This window comes from Nostoc sp. (genome assembly GCF_036917095.1).
Classification (GTDB): Bacteria; Cyanobacteriota; Cyanobacteriia; order Cyanobacteriales; family Nostocaceae; genus Nostoc.
Window position 1 is genome coordinate 120,974 of sequence record NZ_JBALFH010000042.1, and the last position, 15,269, is coordinate 136,242.

General features: G+C 42.9%; 14 protein-coding genes. 8 read left to right on the top strand and 6 right to left on the bottom strand.

Annotated features, from left to right (window positions below; genetic code table 11):
• Positions 1 to 103: 103 nt before the first annotated feature.
• Complete coding sequence (locus V7L01_RS23905; protein ID WP_335039077.1) at positions 104 to 1,615, bottom strand: ABC transporter permease subunit; 1,512 nt, start codon at positions 1,613 to 1,615, stop codon at positions 104 to 106.
• A 239-nt stretch (positions 1,616 to 1,854) separates the two neighbouring features.
• Here V7L01_RS23905 and V7L01_RS23910 point away from each other — a divergent pair, with 239 nt between their 5' ends.
• Positions 1,855 to 2,610 (top strand): amino acid ABC transporter ATP-binding protein, encoded by a 756-nt coding sequence (locus V7L01_RS23910; protein WP_335039078.1) that lies wholly within the window; start codon positions 1,855 to 1,857, stop codon positions 2,608 to 2,610.
• Between the two features lie 64 nt (positions 2,611 to 2,674).
• Here V7L01_RS23910 and V7L01_RS23915 read toward each other — a convergent pair whose 3' ends face one another.
• Together V7L01_RS23915 and lipB are read right to left on the bottom strand one after the other, a co-directional pair.
• On the bottom strand, positions 2,675 to 2,875 hold the full coding sequence (locus V7L01_RS23915) for a hypothetical protein (RefSeq protein ID WP_335039080.1): 201 nt from the start codon (positions 2,873 to 2,875) through the stop codon (positions 2,675 to 2,677).
• 184 nt (positions 2,876 to 3,059) lie between these two features.
• A complete protein-coding gene (gene lipB / locus V7L01_RS23920) occupies positions 3,060 to 3,752 on the bottom strand; it encodes a lipoyl(octanoyl) transferase LipB (RefSeq protein ID WP_335039082.1) in 693 nt (230 codons plus the stop codon).
• A gap of 617 nt (positions 3,753 to 4,369) precedes the next feature.
• On the opposite strand from lipB, the gene hpf reads away from it, so the two are divergent.
• Positions 4,370 to 5,017 carry a ribosome hibernation-promoting factor, HPF/YfiA family gene (gene hpf / locus V7L01_RS23925; protein WP_335039084.1) on the top strand — a complete coding sequence of 216 codons (648 nt, stop codon included), beginning with the start codon at positions 4,370 to 4,372 and terminating at the stop codon, positions 5,015 to 5,017.
• A gap of 49 nt (positions 5,018 to 5,066) precedes the next feature.
• Here hpf and V7L01_RS23930 read toward each other — a convergent pair whose 3' ends face one another.
• Positions 5,067 to 5,525: a peroxiredoxin gene (locus V7L01_RS23930; RefSeq protein WP_335039087.1), complete on the bottom strand. Its 459-nt coding sequence runs from the start codon at positions 5,523 to 5,525 to the stop codon at positions 5,067 to 5,069.
• Positions 5,526 to 5,643: 118 nt separating this feature from the next.
• Between V7L01_RS23930 and V7L01_RS23935 the strand changes: the two genes are divergently transcribed.
• On the top strand, positions 5,644 to 6,771 hold the full coding sequence (locus tag V7L01_RS23935) for an acyltransferase family protein (RefSeq protein ID WP_335039088.1): 1,128 nt from the start codon (positions 5,644 to 5,646) through the stop codon (positions 6,769 to 6,771).
• 563 nt (positions 6,772 to 7,334) lie between these two features.
• Positions 7,335 to 8,042 carry a CAP domain-containing protein gene (locus V7L01_RS23940; protein WP_335039090.1) on the top strand — a complete coding sequence of 236 codons (708 nt, stop codon included), beginning with the start codon at positions 7,335 to 7,337 and terminating at the stop codon, positions 8,040 to 8,042.
• A 144-nt stretch (positions 8,043 to 8,186) separates the two neighbouring features.
• On the opposite strand, the gene V7L01_RS23945 is transcribed toward V7L01_RS23940, so the two are convergent.
• Together V7L01_RS23945 and V7L01_RS23950 are read right to left on the bottom strand one after the other, a co-directional pair.
• Positions 8,187 to 9,569, bottom strand: coding sequence for a carotenoid oxygenase family protein (locus V7L01_RS23945; protein WP_335039092.1), 1,383 nt, complete (start codon positions 9,567 to 9,569; stop codon positions 8,187 to 8,189).
• A 198-nt stretch (positions 9,570 to 9,767) separates the two neighbouring features.
• Positions 9,768 to 10,334: a PadR family transcriptional regulator gene (locus V7L01_RS23950; protein ID WP_335039095.1), complete on the bottom strand. Its 567-nt coding sequence runs from the start codon at positions 10,332 to 10,334 to the stop codon at positions 9,768 to 9,770.
• 400 nt (positions 10,335 to 10,734) lie between these two features.
• Here V7L01_RS23950 and V7L01_RS23955 point away from each other — a divergent pair, with 400 nt between their 5' ends.
• The 4 genes from V7L01_RS23955 to V7L01_RS23970 form a co-directional block, all read left to right on the top strand.
• Positions 10,735 to 11,148: a hypothetical protein gene (locus V7L01_RS23955; RefSeq protein ID WP_335039097.1), complete on the top strand. Its 414-nt coding sequence runs from the start codon at positions 10,735 to 10,737 to the stop codon at positions 11,146 to 11,148.
• A gap of 235 nt (positions 11,149 to 11,383) precedes the next feature.
• The gene (locus V7L01_RS23960; protein WP_335039098.1) at positions 11,384 to 12,559 is read left to right on the top strand and encodes a hypothetical protein; all 1,176 of its coding nucleotides are present in this window, start codon (positions 11,384 to 11,386) and stop codon (positions 12,557 to 12,559) included.
• A 167-nt stretch (positions 12,560 to 12,726) separates the two neighbouring features.
• Positions 12,727 to 14,175 (top strand): NB-ARC domain-containing protein,Caspase domain-containing protein, encoded by a 1,449-nt coding sequence (locus tag V7L01_RS23965; RefSeq protein ID WP_335039099.1) that lies wholly within the window; start codon positions 12,727 to 12,729, stop codon positions 14,173 to 14,175.
• On the top strand, positions 14,169 to 15,269 hold a 1,101-nt coding region (locus V7L01_RS23970), incomplete at its 3' end, for a tetratricopeptide repeat protein (protein WP_335039101.1). The genes V7L01_RS23965 and V7L01_RS23970, both read left to right, overlap by 7 nt.

A 15,269-nucleotide genomic window follows, 5' to 3' on the forward strand; every position in this document is an offset into this window, starting at 1 on the left:
TAGGAGCAAAGCCGGAGACTTCCGTTACAGTTCTGGCGTGTATACAAGTCTTCTAGAGTTGCTCCGCAAAGCCTTGCGCCTTTTTAAGGGGAGCAAAAACTTCTCAAAGTCCCCTCCGCCGTTTAACCGGATTCATCCACACTTCTAAGCGACTAAATGCTTGTGAAAAGAGTAACGTCAAACATAAATAAACCACCGCCACAGCCGCGTAAATTTCAAAAGCGCGATAGTTGTCGGCGACAATTAGCTGTCCTTTGCGAAACAATTCTTCAAAACCAATCACTGCAACTAAGCTTGTATCTTTCAACAAACTGATAAATTCATTCCCTAAAGGTGGAATCATCCGCCGGAAAGCTTGAGGAAAAATTACATAACTCATTGTTTGTACAGAACTCAAACCTAATGACTGTGCTGCTTCTGCTTGTCCTGTTTCAATTGATTGAATCCCAGCACGAACAACTTCGGCAATGTATGCGGCGCTATTCAAACTTAAGGCAATTACTCCAGCTACCAAACGATCGAAACTAAATGTAAAACCGAGTTCTTGCAAAATTGCAGGTAACCCAAAGTAAATCATAAAAATTTGCACCAACAAAGGCGTTCCCCGGAAAAAATCCACATACGCTCTCGCCAACCAACGCACAGGTGCAATATGAGAAAGGCGGACAATACCAATCAGGGAACCCCCAATTAAACCAAATACTACAGAAAGTATCGTCAATTGCAACGTTACCAACGTACCTTGTAATAAAGTTGGAAAAGCCTGCAAAATCACGCCAATTGAGGTAAATATTTTAGGTGTGCCAGCGCTAGTTTGGTTCTCAAATGGTGATTGAACTGGTAATGATGGCGGCTCGGCTTTAAACCATTTTCGATAAATTTGGGAATAAGTACCATTTTTCAGCACCCTATCCAAACCGTTGTTTATTAATGCCAAATTCGGCGAACTTTTAGCTGTAGCAATCCCGTAAAACTCCTCCGTCAGCAATTGCTGTACTATTTTAATTCCTTGAAGATTGCCCGTATTAATAGCATATAAAGTCACTGGTGCATCATTAATTACCGCATCCACATTCCCATTGAGTAATTCTTGTAAGGCTAAAGGTGCTGAATCAAAACTGCGAATTTGCACTCCAGGAATACTCTTAGCCTTTGCAGCCCCAGTTGTACCAATTTGTACAGCAATTTTTTTATTTTTGAGACTGTCAAAACCAGTAATATTTTGATTATCTGCACGGATGGCGATCGCTAACCCAGCCTTAAAATAAGGACGGGAAAAAGAAATCGTCTTTGCCCTCTCCTCGGTAATCGTGATCGAACTAATTGCCGCATCTACCGTTTTGCCTTGCAAAGCTGGGATAATGCCATCAAAAGGCAGACTTTGAAAATTCACTTTAAAATTAGTAGAAGAAGAAATCGCATTCATCAAATCCATCGAAAAACCCTGCAACTCACCACCTTTTCCCTGAAACTCAAAAGGTGGAAACGCCGGTTCAGTAGCAACCCGCAGAGTTTTCCCAGCACTAGGATTCACCCCACAACCAGCCAAAAACAAACAGCTAAAACTTATAACTAGAGATAAGCGTAGCCAACGGATAAAACTAAATTTAGCCATATTATTTTCTCTCTCCCTCTGCGCTCTCTGCGCCTCTGCGGTTCGTTCAAGTTATATCTTGTAACTGTCCAATCTCGCGCCAAAAAATTTATTTATTGGCTCAGAGCTACTGCCTACTTAGCCTTCTTCATAAGACTTTAGCTATTAGCCTCAAAATTGATTCTGAGGCATTTTTTAGGACTACTGCGCGTCTACATTAAAAACCTTACAATCAACTGTAGAGCAGCTTGACATAAGTAATGAACAATACCATTCCCGCCATTATTTTTGACAATATCGAAAAAAACTTTGGTTCACTAAAAGTCCTCAAAGGAATCACAGGCGAAATCAACCGAGGAGAAGTCGTTGCAGTTATCGGTTCCTCTGGCTGTGGTAAAAGTACCCTACTACGCTGCTTTAATCGCCTAGAAACCATTGACAACGGGCGTTTAATAATCAACGGTATTAACTTATCCCGACCCACTCTTAACTATAGCCAACTGCGACAACTACGAACACAAGTAGGCATGGTTTTCCAGCAATTCAACCTGTTTCCTCATCTCAGCGTTCTGGAAAATATGACACTCGCTCCCCGGAAAGTTCTGGGAAAAACACCGAAGGAAAGCGCCCAACTAGCGAGAGTGTATTTAGAAAAAGTTGGCTTATTGGACAAAGCATCTGCTTATCCCGAACAACTTTCTGGCGGACAAAAGCAACGAGTAGCGATCGCTCGTAGTTTATGTATGAATCCCCAAATCATGCTATTTGACGAACCCACCAGCGCCCTAGATCCCGAACTCGTCGGCGAAGTTTTGCAAGTGATGCAACAATTAGCATCAGAAGGCATGACAATGGTGGTTGTCACCCATGAAATGCAATTTGCAAAAGAAGTAGCGCATCAGCTAATATTTTTAGACAAAGGTATTGTGACAGAACAAGGCCCAGCCTATGAAGTACTGACCAATCCGCAAAGCGATCGCTTACGTATTTTCCTTAGTCGCCTCAACGTTAGATAGTTAAGAGTTAGGAGTTTGGAGTTATAAATTAAAGAGTTCTTTTTAACTCATCACTGACCATTCTTCAAAGATATTCGCGCAAGAACTCAAACGGATCGTCTTCCCAACAAGGTTCAGGTATCAGCCAAAACAAACTACTGTGGATGTCGGCTTCAATTTCATCACCGTCGTCTCTATCAAATAGTTCTATCAAAGCTGTCCAATCACGTTCTCTCAGAGACGTTAAGGATGAGGCATATACCTGGAGATGATTTGAGTAATTCACACGCAAAGTTGTGCTTTAGTGCCGTAAAAAGTTAGTATATAAATTTGTAAATAATCAGATTCTAGCTTTGACAACAGCAGTTAAATAGTTATTTTGATACTATATAAATATGGACTACTATCATTATTGTCTCACAATTTAAGTGGGACTGCTATAGTATTTATTACATAATTACAAGCTGAATTTACTCAGACTGGAAAAATCCTTGAGGTTGCGACTCGGCTAATTCCACACCAAAGACTTCAGCAAAGCACTGTGCTACATAAAAACGCACTTCTTGGCAGGTGATACCTGGAATCCATTCGGCTAAAGTACCTACAGGTTTATCAGAAATACCGCAGGGTACAATGCGCTCAAAGCCTGTCATATCTGGACAAACATTTAATGCAAAGCCGTGCATGGTAATCCAACGACTAACTTTTATCCCAATAGCCGCAACTTTTCGCCCTTGTAACCAAACGCCAGTAAAAGCCGGAATTCTTTCTCCCTGCAACCCATAAACTGCTAATACGCGAATTATGACTTCTTCGAGTTCGCGTAAGTACCAATGGAGGTCTTTACGATAACGTTGCAGATTTAAAATTGGATACCCCACTAGTTGACCGGGACAATGGTAAGTAACCTCACCGCCCCGTTCAACTCGATGCACATCATATTGACCTTTGTCAATATCAAATTTGAGAAAATCTGAGTTGCTTCCTTGTCCCAAAGTGTAGACGGGTGGATGTTCTAGCAAAATTAACACGTCATCTAGATTGGGGTCATGGATACGCTCAGTCAGGAGCGATCGCTGCCACGCATGAGCTTCTAAGTAAGGCATTAATCCTTGGTTATACAGCAAACAACGGTTTTTGTGTGTTTTATCACTATGGATCATGCCAAAAATCAACTAGTATTGGGGACGAAATATATTTCAAGTTACAGAAATGGAGTCAAAAAATGTCAAGATTTGCAAAGGATTTTAAAGGAAAGTCAAGGGAACATGAATTAGAAAATACAAAGTGCTAGCTTGAATATATAACCTCAATAGGTTTTAGGAGGAATTCTCTGCAATAAGCATCATGCCAACACAATAAGAACGAATGTACTGGCTGATGACTCTAATTATATTGTTTGGATCTCAAACAAGATAAACTTCCATAAATACTCGTGTTCTCGATCGACAGCGAGCAAACTTCAACCGAACGCAGAAGGAGCAAGTATCAACAGTTCTGTAAGCGTTGTTTTAAAACAGAAGACAGTTACAGGAGCTACTGCTAAAATTTCCTCACCAAGGAGTTCTATGTGCAAATCCAATTGGATATCAGCGCAGAGATGACGAGAAAAATCAAGGGTATAATGAGCAAAAACTTAGATATAGTGAGCTTAGACACACCTTACCAGCAGTACATAGAAAGAGTTCACAATTTGTTTTGGCGGGAGTAATAGACCTTACCGCAATTTCTTTTCATACAAAGCAAATTCACACATCAAATATTCAGTGGGAGAGTTTACATGAAGCTTGTCATCCACGGCAAAAATATTGAAATCACCGATGCGATTCGGGAATATGTACATCAAAAGATTGAAAAAGCAGTTAGTCACTTTCAGAGCATTACAAATGAAGTGGATGTGCATCTTAGCGTAGCCCGTAATCCTCGAATTAATCCAAGACAAGCGGCTGAAGTAACTATTTACGCTAATGGTAGCGTTATCCGTGCCGAGGAAAGCAGTGAAAATCTCTATGCCAGCATTGACTTAGTTGCAGATAAAATTTCGCGTCAACTGCGGAAATACAAAGAACGGCGTCAAGATCAGAAAACTCAAGCTCAACCAACAGAAGTAGTTATTACAGAGACGGTAGTAACAGATTTAATTGGCGATCGCACCCCCGAATTACCCAACGAAGTCGTCCGCACCAAATATTTTTCCATGCCGCCGATGACCCTTGCAGAAGCCCTAGAACAACTGCAACTCGTGGGACACGACTTTTATATGTTCCGCAATTCTGAAACTGGAGAGATTAATGTAATTTACGAACGCAACCACGGCGGTTATGGTGTGATCCATCCCCGCAATGGTAACGGCCATACTAACGGCAAAAATGGCAAGGCAACCCACGCGAATATTGTCATGCCGGAAAAGTCGCACTCGAATAAATAGGATTAGGAAATGGGGAGATAGGGGAGAAATAACTCCTATCTCCTAACCCTTACTTAATCGCAAGCTGTTGCAAAGTTTTCAGTGCTTCCTCAACATGACCTTTAAAGTTAAACATTGAATCAAACACGTATTGCACAACTCCCTGTTGGTCAATGACGTAAGTAACGCGACCAGGGAATAAGCCAAAGGCTGCTGTTGCGCCATATAGCTTCCGCACTTGGTCGCCTTTGTCAGTTAACAGGGTAAAAGGTAGATTATATTTCGCAGCAAATTTTTGGTGAGATTCGCTGGAGTCAGCACTCACGCCGACAACTTCAGCGCCAGCACTTTTAAACACTTCATAGCGATCGCGAAAGGCGCAAGATTCAGCCGTACATCCGGGTGTGTCGTCCTTGGGGTAAAAATATAGGACGACATTTTTGCCGCGAAAATCTTGGAGGCTAATTGTTGAGCCGTTTTGAGCGGGTAGAGTGAAATTAGGAGCGGTATCTCCAACTTTGATTGACATAGGGATTGGTGATAATGACTTAACAAAATTTTAACTTGTATCCAAGTCTATAAATTTTGCTTGATTACCTGCATCAAGCGGGGTAGGTTAGATACTCATCTAACAGAAAATTCCGCTTATGCGCCTGACTTCACTGGATGTTTTTCGCGGCATTACCATCGCTGCTATGATTCTCGTCAATATGGCAGGAGTCGCAGATGATGTATATCCTCCCTTAGCACACGCCGATTGGCACGGCTGTACACCAACTGACTTGGTATTCCCCTTTTTTCTCTTCATTATCGGTGTAGCGATGACTTTTTCGCTGTCAAAGTACACCGAAGGTAATAACCCAACCTCAGCTGTTTACTGGCGCATCTTACGCCGTGCTGCCATTCTCTTTGCCTTGGGATTGCTACTCAATGGCTTTTGGAATCAGGGTGTTTGGACTTTTGACTTGAGTAGTATCCGATTTATGGGAGTGTTGCAGCGCATTAGTCTTACCTATCTGCTGGCTTCCTTAGCTGTTCTCAACCTTGGACGTAAAGGCCAATGGATACTGGCAGCTGTGCTACTTATCGGTTACTGGCTAACGATGATGTATGTAGCAGTGCCCGATTTTGGCGCGGGAGTTTTGACGCGGGAAGGTAATTTCGCCGCTTATGTTGACCGCCTGATTATTCCTAAAGCACATCTATATAAAGGTGATGGTTTCAACTTTATGGGAGATCCAGAGGGACTGTTCAGTACTATTCCCGCCATAGTAAGCGTCCTCGCTGGCTACTTCGCTGGACAATGGATACGCAGCCAACCTGTACAGTCACGCACAAGTATAGGTTTAGCATTATTTGGAGTTGGTTGCTTAATTATCGGTTGGGCGTGGGGGTGGACATTCCCTATCAACAAAAAGCTGTGGACAAGTTCCTATGTAGTTTTTACCAGTGGTTGGGCGTTACTTTTGCTAGCAGCTTGTTATGAACTCATCGAAGTACGGGCCAATCGTCGCTGGAGTAAACCTTTTGAAATTATGGGCTTAAATGCGATCGCACTTTTCGTTCCATCCGTTTTATTGATTAAAATTTTAGTGAAAACCACTATCGGCACAGGTAAAGACGCTCCCAGTACCTACAATTGGATTTACCAGAATTTTTTCGCATCTTGGGCGGGAGTCCTAAATGGTTCCCTGTTGTTTGCCATAGTCACCGTGTTGTTGTGGTGGGCTGTTGGTGTTCTGATGTATCGGCAACGCTGGTTTCTCAAAGTGTAATATGATATCCGGCAAATCAGCCGTAATTAGTCAATTCCGAGTAAAATTAGCGATCGCCTACTCCGGGCGCTTGGGCCATCGCAAGGTTTTTTAGGTTTGCCGAGAACGAGCGATCGCAATGACAGTTATCTGAGCGGACACCATATAAACTCTGCGTTTTTCTCTCAAATGCAAATATGCAAAGTTTTTATTTGCGTTATATTTAGTATTATGTAACGTTCTTAATTATTGTATTTAAAATCAAGCGTAATAAAGTAAAAATATTTTTTTGTGCTTTACGTTTCAGTGTTAGATAGGTTACAACAGGTATTAAGTAATTCTTTTTTAACACTCAAGGAACAAAGGCGATGTCTACAACAGTCTACGCCTACACAGCGTTATCTATAGTTTTGATTAACTCATTTCCGTTCTTCTTGGGAAACCGATCGAAGTTCTAATGTCTTACAACAAGCCACTTCTAAAATTCCGGATAAAGAAGCGTCTAGAAACTTCAGTGTGTGTTGAAAATTATTATTTCTTCTAATTCACTAAATTAATCCATAGAAAAAATTGTGAGGTCATGAATGCATCGCATTAAATTTTGGGTACTTTTGCCAGTTACCCTGATTTTGGGCTGCTCAGATCAACTGTTTCAATCTAACCCGTCTGTAGCCAAGCCTAACCCAGCAGTAGTTCAAAAAAACAGTCCAACTTTATTAGCAAAGGCGAGTTATCTTTCACCACTAGAACAACAGGTAATCGTTGAAACAAATAAGGTACGAACAAATCCCAAGTCATATCTCCCGATTTTGGAAAACTATAGAAAGCGCTTCCAGGGGAACCGAGTCAAAATTTCTAATAATACCTATTTGCGAACTCAAGAAGGAGTCAAAGCGGTGGATGAAGCGATCGCATTTCTGAAATCAGCACGTCCTGTAGGAGCGTTGAGTGCATCTAAGGGTATGTCTTTAGGAGCAAGAGACCATGTTAAAGACCAAGGCCCAATAGGTGCTACAGGTCATGATGGTAGCGATGGTAGCAACCCCTTTAATCGCATCAACCGCTATGGTACGTGGCAAACAACCGCAGGCGAAAATATCAGTTATGGCCCAAACAGTGCCCAAGATATCGTCATGCAGTTAATTATTGATGATGGTGTAAGCGATCGCGGTCATAGAAAAAACATTTTTAACGGCGCTTTTAAAGTGTCTGGCGTTGCTTATGGAACTCACAAATCATATAGAACAATTTGTGTAATTGACTACGCTGGAGGGTATAGGGAAAAAACGTAAACGTGAGTTCCACTAATCTCTCCCTGCTTTGAACTAAAGTTCAAGTCTGTCCCTCTCCGACTCGGAGAGGGACAGGTTTTGCGTAGCAGAACCAGGGAGAGGTCTTTTTATAATAATTGCTGACTGTAAAAGCGAAACGATCGACTATTCCTCAGCAACCCAAGCACCATGAAATCCATAAGGCACCCGTTGAGGAATTATCACCCGCGCTACAGGTTCAGCGGTCACATCTTGGGCATTCACCACTACTAATTCTGAAGTATCTGAACCCTCATCGTGGACGAAAGTCATAAGCCAACCATCATCCTCAGCCGTTGCACCAGGACGCGGTGCAAACACAGTTTCACCACCATAGCGCCCTTCTCCGAATTCGTGGGTTTGGGACTTTCCATTGCTGAAGTCGTACTTAATAATACCTTCAAATAAAGGTAGGGGATTGTTTGCCGCTTTGTTAGTGTAGCCATATCGGTTTTGCCGCCCCAATAGGTTTTCGTTGACGCGGGGAAATTCAGAAGCTACATCATCCAACATTTCTTCGCGTACTGTCCCCGTGTTGAGGTTAAATCGCCAGCGATGTAAGCGCGGAATATTTCCATCTGGGTCGGGTTGCGAATCGTCTGTACTCAAAACACTAGTTGAACTCATGCGACAAGCAATAAGCACCACTTCATCTCCGTCTTCATAGGCGTTGAGGGTATGGAAGACGTAGCAAGAGGGACTCTCAAACCAGCGGATATTACTGTTGTCACCATGACGTGGTAAAATGCCAAAACGACTAGGGCGATCGCGCTCAAACATCATTACAGGTTCTCCCCGTTGCGCTCTTTCTGGATTAAAAGTCAGCGGCAAATCCATAAATATCGTGTAGTTTTCAGTAATGGCGAAATCGTGCATCATCACCCCCATTGGCAGGTCAATTGGGACTGTCCACAACAGTTCGCCTTGTGCTGAAACCAGACTATATTGCAGGTAAGGTGGCGCAAAGAAAGAGTAGCCAAAGAAGATCATTTCCCCAGTAACCGGGTCTACTTTGGGATGGGCTGTGAATGCAGAAACTAGCTTGCCATTGTAGTTATACTCGCCAATAGTTTCTAATTCAGGAAACTTGATGGCGTGAGGTTTACCCCCCTCATTCAGCGCCAACATCTGACCCGCGTGCCACACTAAGGCAGTGTTGGCGGTATTTTTGTAGCCACTGTAGGGGTTATCCATTCGCCGTGGTTCTAACAACCCACTCCAGAGAGCCTTACCCGCTTCTCGTTCTTTTTTCCATCCGGCTGTCTGGACGTAGCGGTTGCGATAAGTGGCTACACCGTTGCTAATTTGCACACCATGCAACATCCCATCTCCGTCAAACCAGTGATATTGACCGATGGGTGTCCATTGAGGGTTAGGGCCATTTCGGACAAATATCCCCGATAAGTCAAGGGGTAATTCACCGATGACTGGCAATTTGTCGGTGGTGATTTCTTCACGGACTGGAGCAAAATTGCGATCGAGATAAGGATTGATTGCTGTTGTTACCATTGCCTTGATTTATCAGAGTTACAGAAAAACGAGCTAGAGCCAACGGCTTCCTCTTTTTGAGATGCTAGCGCAAAGGTTCTGGTGAAAACGACCTATAGTATAATTTCGAGCCTGTGGACCTATCTAAACAAAAGATAGCCAATCATCCGAAAGAAACCGGTTGAAACAGGAATCCCCGTCGCTTTAGTGCTAGGAGTATCAAAGAATCTGATAATTTGATGCATAAGGCTTTTGGTGAGTGATAACATTGAGCGCTATCTTTAACCAATCAATATAAGTCTGTTCTCTTCGGATCATCAACTCCAGCACAAGCCTTTGCATTACTTGCTCGCGGTTGGCAGACTCATCACCAAGTGATGGCAAATCAATAATTTCACATTCAGCAAGCTTTTTGCTTCGAGCCGTTAATTGTTCTTCCAGTAGGTAAATGATAGTTTCATTTGGCAACTGATCTGCAAAATGCAACTGGACTAGCATTGGTTCTCGTACAGTCGGTAAGGGCTGATGAGTTCCAAGCCATCGGGCGAATTCGGCTTTCCCTGGCTCCGTTACGCTGTAGACTTTGCGGTTGGGGCGATCGCGCCCAATCTCAATTGTACAGGTAATCCAGCCTTGCTCAACTAGCTTATCGAGAGTTCTGTAAATTTGTGCCTGGTCTGCCGGCCACAAATGGGCAATGCATCGATCGAAGCAGCTCGTTTTGAGGTCATAGCCCGTCATTTCCTGCTGCTGAAGAAGACCTAAAATTACGTATGCTAGCGACATTAAGACAGTTTTCCCATAATTGATATTTTCTCGATAGGTTCTACACTATGTACTTCTTATAAGTTTATGCTAATATATGAGTAATCAAATATAAGATACAACAGTTATAAAAAGATATGTTGATTGTCATGCGTCTTAACAAGGAAACCGAATACATGAACTGAGGTTGGGCAGATGGCTAATGATGCTGTTTGCACAAGACAGTGAGAAAGTGGCGATGTATGTTGAGTGCCGCTCCCGTAAACCTGCGGGGATCTTGCTACACCATCATTGGATATGCTCATCATCGCTAGCGTATAACTCAACCAACCAGTTGTTCGCTACAGTCTATTCGTGATGAATACTGACGCAGCAATCATTTAAGCCATTCAAGACTATCGTAACGAAAGGATGGGTAACATTGACTTCTAACACACTTTCACAGAGAATACGTCAACATCAATATCTGCGTGATTTACGAAATAAATTACTCCACCTTCATAAAATGTTGTTGGATACAGAACGCATTGCCTACGAACAGGTTAGTGGACGAGTATCAAGCGGAGAACTACTTCAGCTAGTTATCGCTCATGAACAATTTGCTTGGCTACATCGCATTTCCGAGATGGTTGTGCAAGTTGATGAAATGCTCGAAGCAGATGAACCGATAGCAATGGAAGATTTTGAAAAGTTGATTGCTGATGTCCGCACGCTGATTGTACCGTTAGAAACGGGCAATACCTTCGAGAGAAAGTATTACAACGCTCTCCAGCGCGAACCTGCTGCTGTGTTGGCACATGCGGAAATATCAAGATTTCTCACGACTAAGGTTTAAGGGTAGTTGAGAGCGATTTTCAATAGCTATACAGCGGATTTTATCTGAATAGACCACAGTAAGTAGGATGGGCATTGCAATGCCCATCCTATTATGACGAACTTTGACTGTAGTCTACGCATTTGAAAACCGCTGTAATACCTGACTTTTCACGGGAAGTCCTCTTGTATCAGAGAACGTGGTCATGAATAATACAGGGGAGAAGCTTTGCGTAGGCGTAGCCACCCTTATAACAATGACCACTGTAATATTTGTACATGGCACAGGCATTAGAGAACGAGAATACAACGAAACCTTTGAGATAATTGAGCAAAAGATTCACGCTCAACGTCCTGATATCAAAGTTGCTCCTTGCCTTTGGGGTGCATTAGGTGCAAAGTTCAATGATAATCGGGCATCAGTACCATTGGAAGATGCGACACTGGCTTTATCTCAACCAGAAGAAGACGCAGATATTGTATTGTGGGGGCAATTATACCGCGACCCTTTGTATGAATTGCGGCTGTTGTCTTTGAAACCTATTGAGTCAGGAAATGCTTTTGGGGAAGATCCAGGGGATATTTTACAATATCGTGTAGCGAGTTTTACTCCAACATTGGAACTGGAAGCTAAGTTGCAAGAGGCGGGAATTGCAGAGATATTTGCAGAAGCACGAGAGGCTGTGATTCGCTGTGAACCATATCAACGGGCATTGCTCACAGTTTCCGAATCTGATTTGAGCGAATATTATGCACCAATAGCTAGAGCATTTGTGGCTCAAGCAATGTTTATTAGCGAACAGCAAGAAAAATTTCCCCCGATACTCACCGATGCCCAGTTGCGCGATAAAGTTGTGGAATTGCTGACTCTAGCTTTGACAGAGGCAGAGTTAGGATTGGGTGGCTGGTTATTAAAGCCATTTATTGAACTAGCGCAGCACGGCGGAACAAATTATGTCAGAGGAAACCGCCTTGAGTTAACTGATAAAATTTCGCCTATGCCTGGTGATATTTTGTTGTATCAGACGCGGGGTGAAAAAATTAGGGCGTTTATCCAGGAACAAATTGCCCAAGCAGAACCGCCAGTGGTTTTAATCGCCCATAGCTTGGGAGGTATCGCTTGTGTAGATTTGCTAGTGCAGCAGCAGTTGTCTCAGGTGGAATTATTGGTAACAGTTGGTTCCCAAGCACCATTTTTATATGAGATTAACGCCCTCTACAGCTTAGAATATGGACAGTTATTGCCAGAGCATTTCCCGCAATGGTTGAATATCTACGATTTACGGGATTTTCTCAGTTACGTGGGTAATAGAATTTTCCCTGATAGAGTGCAGGATGTGCAAGTGGATAGCAGACAACCATTTCCCCGTTCCCACGGTGCTTATTGGACAAATGCCAAAACTTGGGAGGCGATTCTTTCGAGGTTGCCATAATGGTTTACTTTTTACGGAATCTAGAAAACCAATTCAGTAATCGTAGAAGAACCTCTCCCCCAACCCCTCTCCGAAGCGGAGAGGGGAGTTTGGCTCCCCATTCCCTTGTAGGGAAGGGGGCTGGGGGGTTAGGTCATTTTCCTCATAACGTGAGAGGCTAGGTCATCATGCAGTTGATGGCTAAACCTGAGCGGACATTTGGGTTAATTGTGGGTATTGAAAAGTACCACGAATCTGCTTGGAACGTGCCAGGTGGAGGGCCAGCCGATGACGCGCTGAAATTTGCTCATTGGCTGCATCTGCGCGGTGTACCGAAGGAAAATATCCGGTTATGTTTATCAGCACTGGAAGAAAATCAGCAGTTAATTGGGGAATGTGGGTTAAATGTAGAGTTAGCAACAGAGCAAAATATCTCCGACATTGTGACTAACTTTTTATCCCCAAAGTCGGGGGATTTACTCTACATCTTTTGGGCGGGACATGGTTTGATTACCTCAGAACGAGAGCGTCGGTTGATTTGTGCTGATGCAACTCAACAGAATTGGCAGAATTTAGATTTAAAGTCTTTATTAGATTTTTTGGCTTCAGATAGATTTCAGATTCGTAATCATATTTGTATTATTGATGCCTGTGCCAATTATCTTTTAGAGTCAAAGGGAAGACCAACTGACTTACGTGGCAAAGCTTTTTCGAGTGGTCAGGCAAACCCAGCTAGTCAACAATTTGTGTTACTGGCTACGCGAGAAGGAGAAAAAGCAAATGTAAATTCTACAGAAAAAACAGGATACTTTTCTCAAGCTGTGAGAGAGGCTTTCGCAGGAGCTAATGGGAGTTTTCCCCCGAATATGAGGGAAGTTGCTGAGACAGTTAAGCAGCGATTTAACATTTTAGATAAAAAACAACTGCCGACTTATTTTTATTACCGAAGTTGGGATGGAGATATTGAAAAATATCATTTTAATCCGTCTGAAATTCCACATGATATCCCACAGAGTCAAGCTCGTAAGTTTGTTGGCAGGGATGAGCAAATAGAACAATTGCATCAGCTATTGCAAGCAAATGATGTTGTGGCAATTACCGATGTGACTGGGCAAGGTGGCGTGGGTAAAACAGAGTTAGCTATTCAATACTCATGGCAATATTTAGAAGATTATTCTGGCGGGTGTTGTTGGTTAAACCCCCAAGGTATTAATTTGGGAACCCAGTTAGTAGAGTTTGGAGTTGTGAATTTACCTAACTTTAATCTCCCTGATGGATTAAGCCTAGCAGGTCAAGTTGCTTATTGCTGGAAAAAGTGGCAAGCTGGCAAAGTTTTATTGATATTTGATGATGTCAAAGACTGGATGCAAATTAAACCCTATCTACCACCTAAAGGTTCTCGGTTTAAGGTGTTAATTACCACTCGTCTAAACACAGGGTTAGCATATCCATCACTGCCGTTAGGTGGATTGTCAGAAGATGGAGCCTTAGAATTATTAGCAAAGCTATTGGGGGATGAATATGTTCAACAAAATACGGAGACAGCAAAAGAAATTTGTAAATTAATCGGTTATTCACCCATTGCACTCTACCAAATAGCGGGGCATAGTCAAAACCGAGGAGGAGTATTATGCTAGCAGACATTCTCGCGCGGCTACAAAAGCAAACATCAGCAGGCGAGTCTGGTGTAGCAGCAGCTTTTGAGTTGAATTGGCAAAGCTTAGAACCAGAAGCGCAAAAATTGGCAAGTCTTTTGAGTTTGTTTGCTTTGGCTCCTATCCCTTCGTCTTTGGTAGAATCAGCAGCAAGTTATAGCCATTGGAAATTTGATTTAAAAGTTAACTGCACTATTTTAGTTGAGCGTTATTTGCTGCAAGAATTGGCAGAGGACACCTACCAAGTTCACGATCGCATTCGGGAATTATTGCAGCAGAAGTTAGAAGATTTGGCGGAAGCTGACGAACTCAAGCGCGGCTATTGTCAAGCAATGGTAGCCGTAGCAAAAGATATTCCTCAGACACCCACATTTATAGACATTGCTCAAGCAACCCTGGCTATCTCACACCTTGGAGAAGTTGCTACAGTTTACCAAGCTTGGTTAAGCGATGATGATTTAATCTGGCCTTTTATAGGCTTGGCTAGATTTTACGAAGGTCAAGGAGCCTACGTCCAAGCTTTACCGTGGTATGAAAAATGTTTATCATCTGCTAAAAAACGTTTTGGGGATGAACACCCGGATATAGCAAATAGCCTGAACAATTTGGCAGCACTCTACAAATTACAGGGAAGGTACAGCGATGCCGAACCTTTGTATATCGAAGATTTGGCGATGACAAAACGTCTGCTGGGGGATGAACACCCCTCTGTGGCAACTAGCCTGAACAATTTGGCATTACTCTACAATTCACAGGGAAGGTACAGCGATGCCGAACCTTTGTATATCGAAGCTTTGGCGATGACAAAACGTCTGCTGGGGGATGAACACCCCTCTGTGGCAACTAGCCTGAACAATTTGGCAGCACTCTACAATTTACAGGGAAGGTACAGCGATGCCGAACCTTTGTATATCGAAGCTTTGGCGATGACAAAACGTCTGCTGGGGGATAAACACCCCGATATAGCAAATAGCCTGAACAATTTGGCATTCCTCTATGATTCACAGGGAAGATACAGCGATGCCGAACCTTTGTATATCGAAGCTTTGGCGATGACAAAACGTCTGCTGGGGGAT

Bases quoted from the DNA above. Each gene is read 5' to 3' on its own strand.
- V7L01_RS23905 (WP_335039077.1), bottom strand. From the start codon at position 1,615: ATGGCTAAATTTAGTTTTATCCGTTGGCTACGCTTATCTCTAGTTATA.
- V7L01_RS23910 (WP_335039078.1), top strand. From the start codon at position 1,855: ATGAACAATACCATTCCCGCCATTATTTTTGACAATATCGAAAAAAAC.
- lipB (WP_335039082.1), bottom strand. From the start codon at position 3,752: ATGATCCATAGTGATAAAACACACAAAAACCGTTGTTTGCTGTATAAC.
- hpf (WP_335039084.1), top strand. From the start codon at position 4,370: ATGAAGCTTGTCATCCACGGCAAAAATATTGAAATCACCGATGCGATT.
- V7L01_RS23930 (WP_335039087.1), bottom strand. From the start codon at position 5,525: ATGTCAATCAAAGTTGGAGATACCGCTCCTAATTTCACTCTACCCGCT.
- V7L01_RS23935 (WP_335039088.1), top strand. From the start codon at position 5,644: ATGCGCCTGACTTCACTGGATGTTTTTCGCGGCATTACCATCGCTGCT.
- V7L01_RS23940 (WP_335039090.1), top strand. From the start codon at position 7,335: ATGCATCGCATTAAATTTTGGGTACTTTTGCCAGTTACCCTGATTTTG.
- V7L01_RS23945 (WP_335039092.1), bottom strand. From the start codon at position 9,569: ATGGTAACAACAGCAATCAATCCTTATCTCGATCGCAATTTTGCTCCA.
- V7L01_RS23950 (WP_335039095.1), bottom strand. From the start codon at position 10,334: ATGTCGCTAGCATACGTAATTTTAGGTCTTCTTCAGCAGCAGGAAATG.
- V7L01_RS23960 (WP_335039098.1), top strand. From the start codon at position 11,384: ATGACCACTGTAATATTTGTACATGGCACAGGCATTAGAGAACGAGAA.
- V7L01_RS23965 (WP_335039099.1), top strand. From the start codon at position 12,727: ATGCAGTTGATGGCTAAACCTGAGCGGACATTTGGGTTAATTGTGGGT.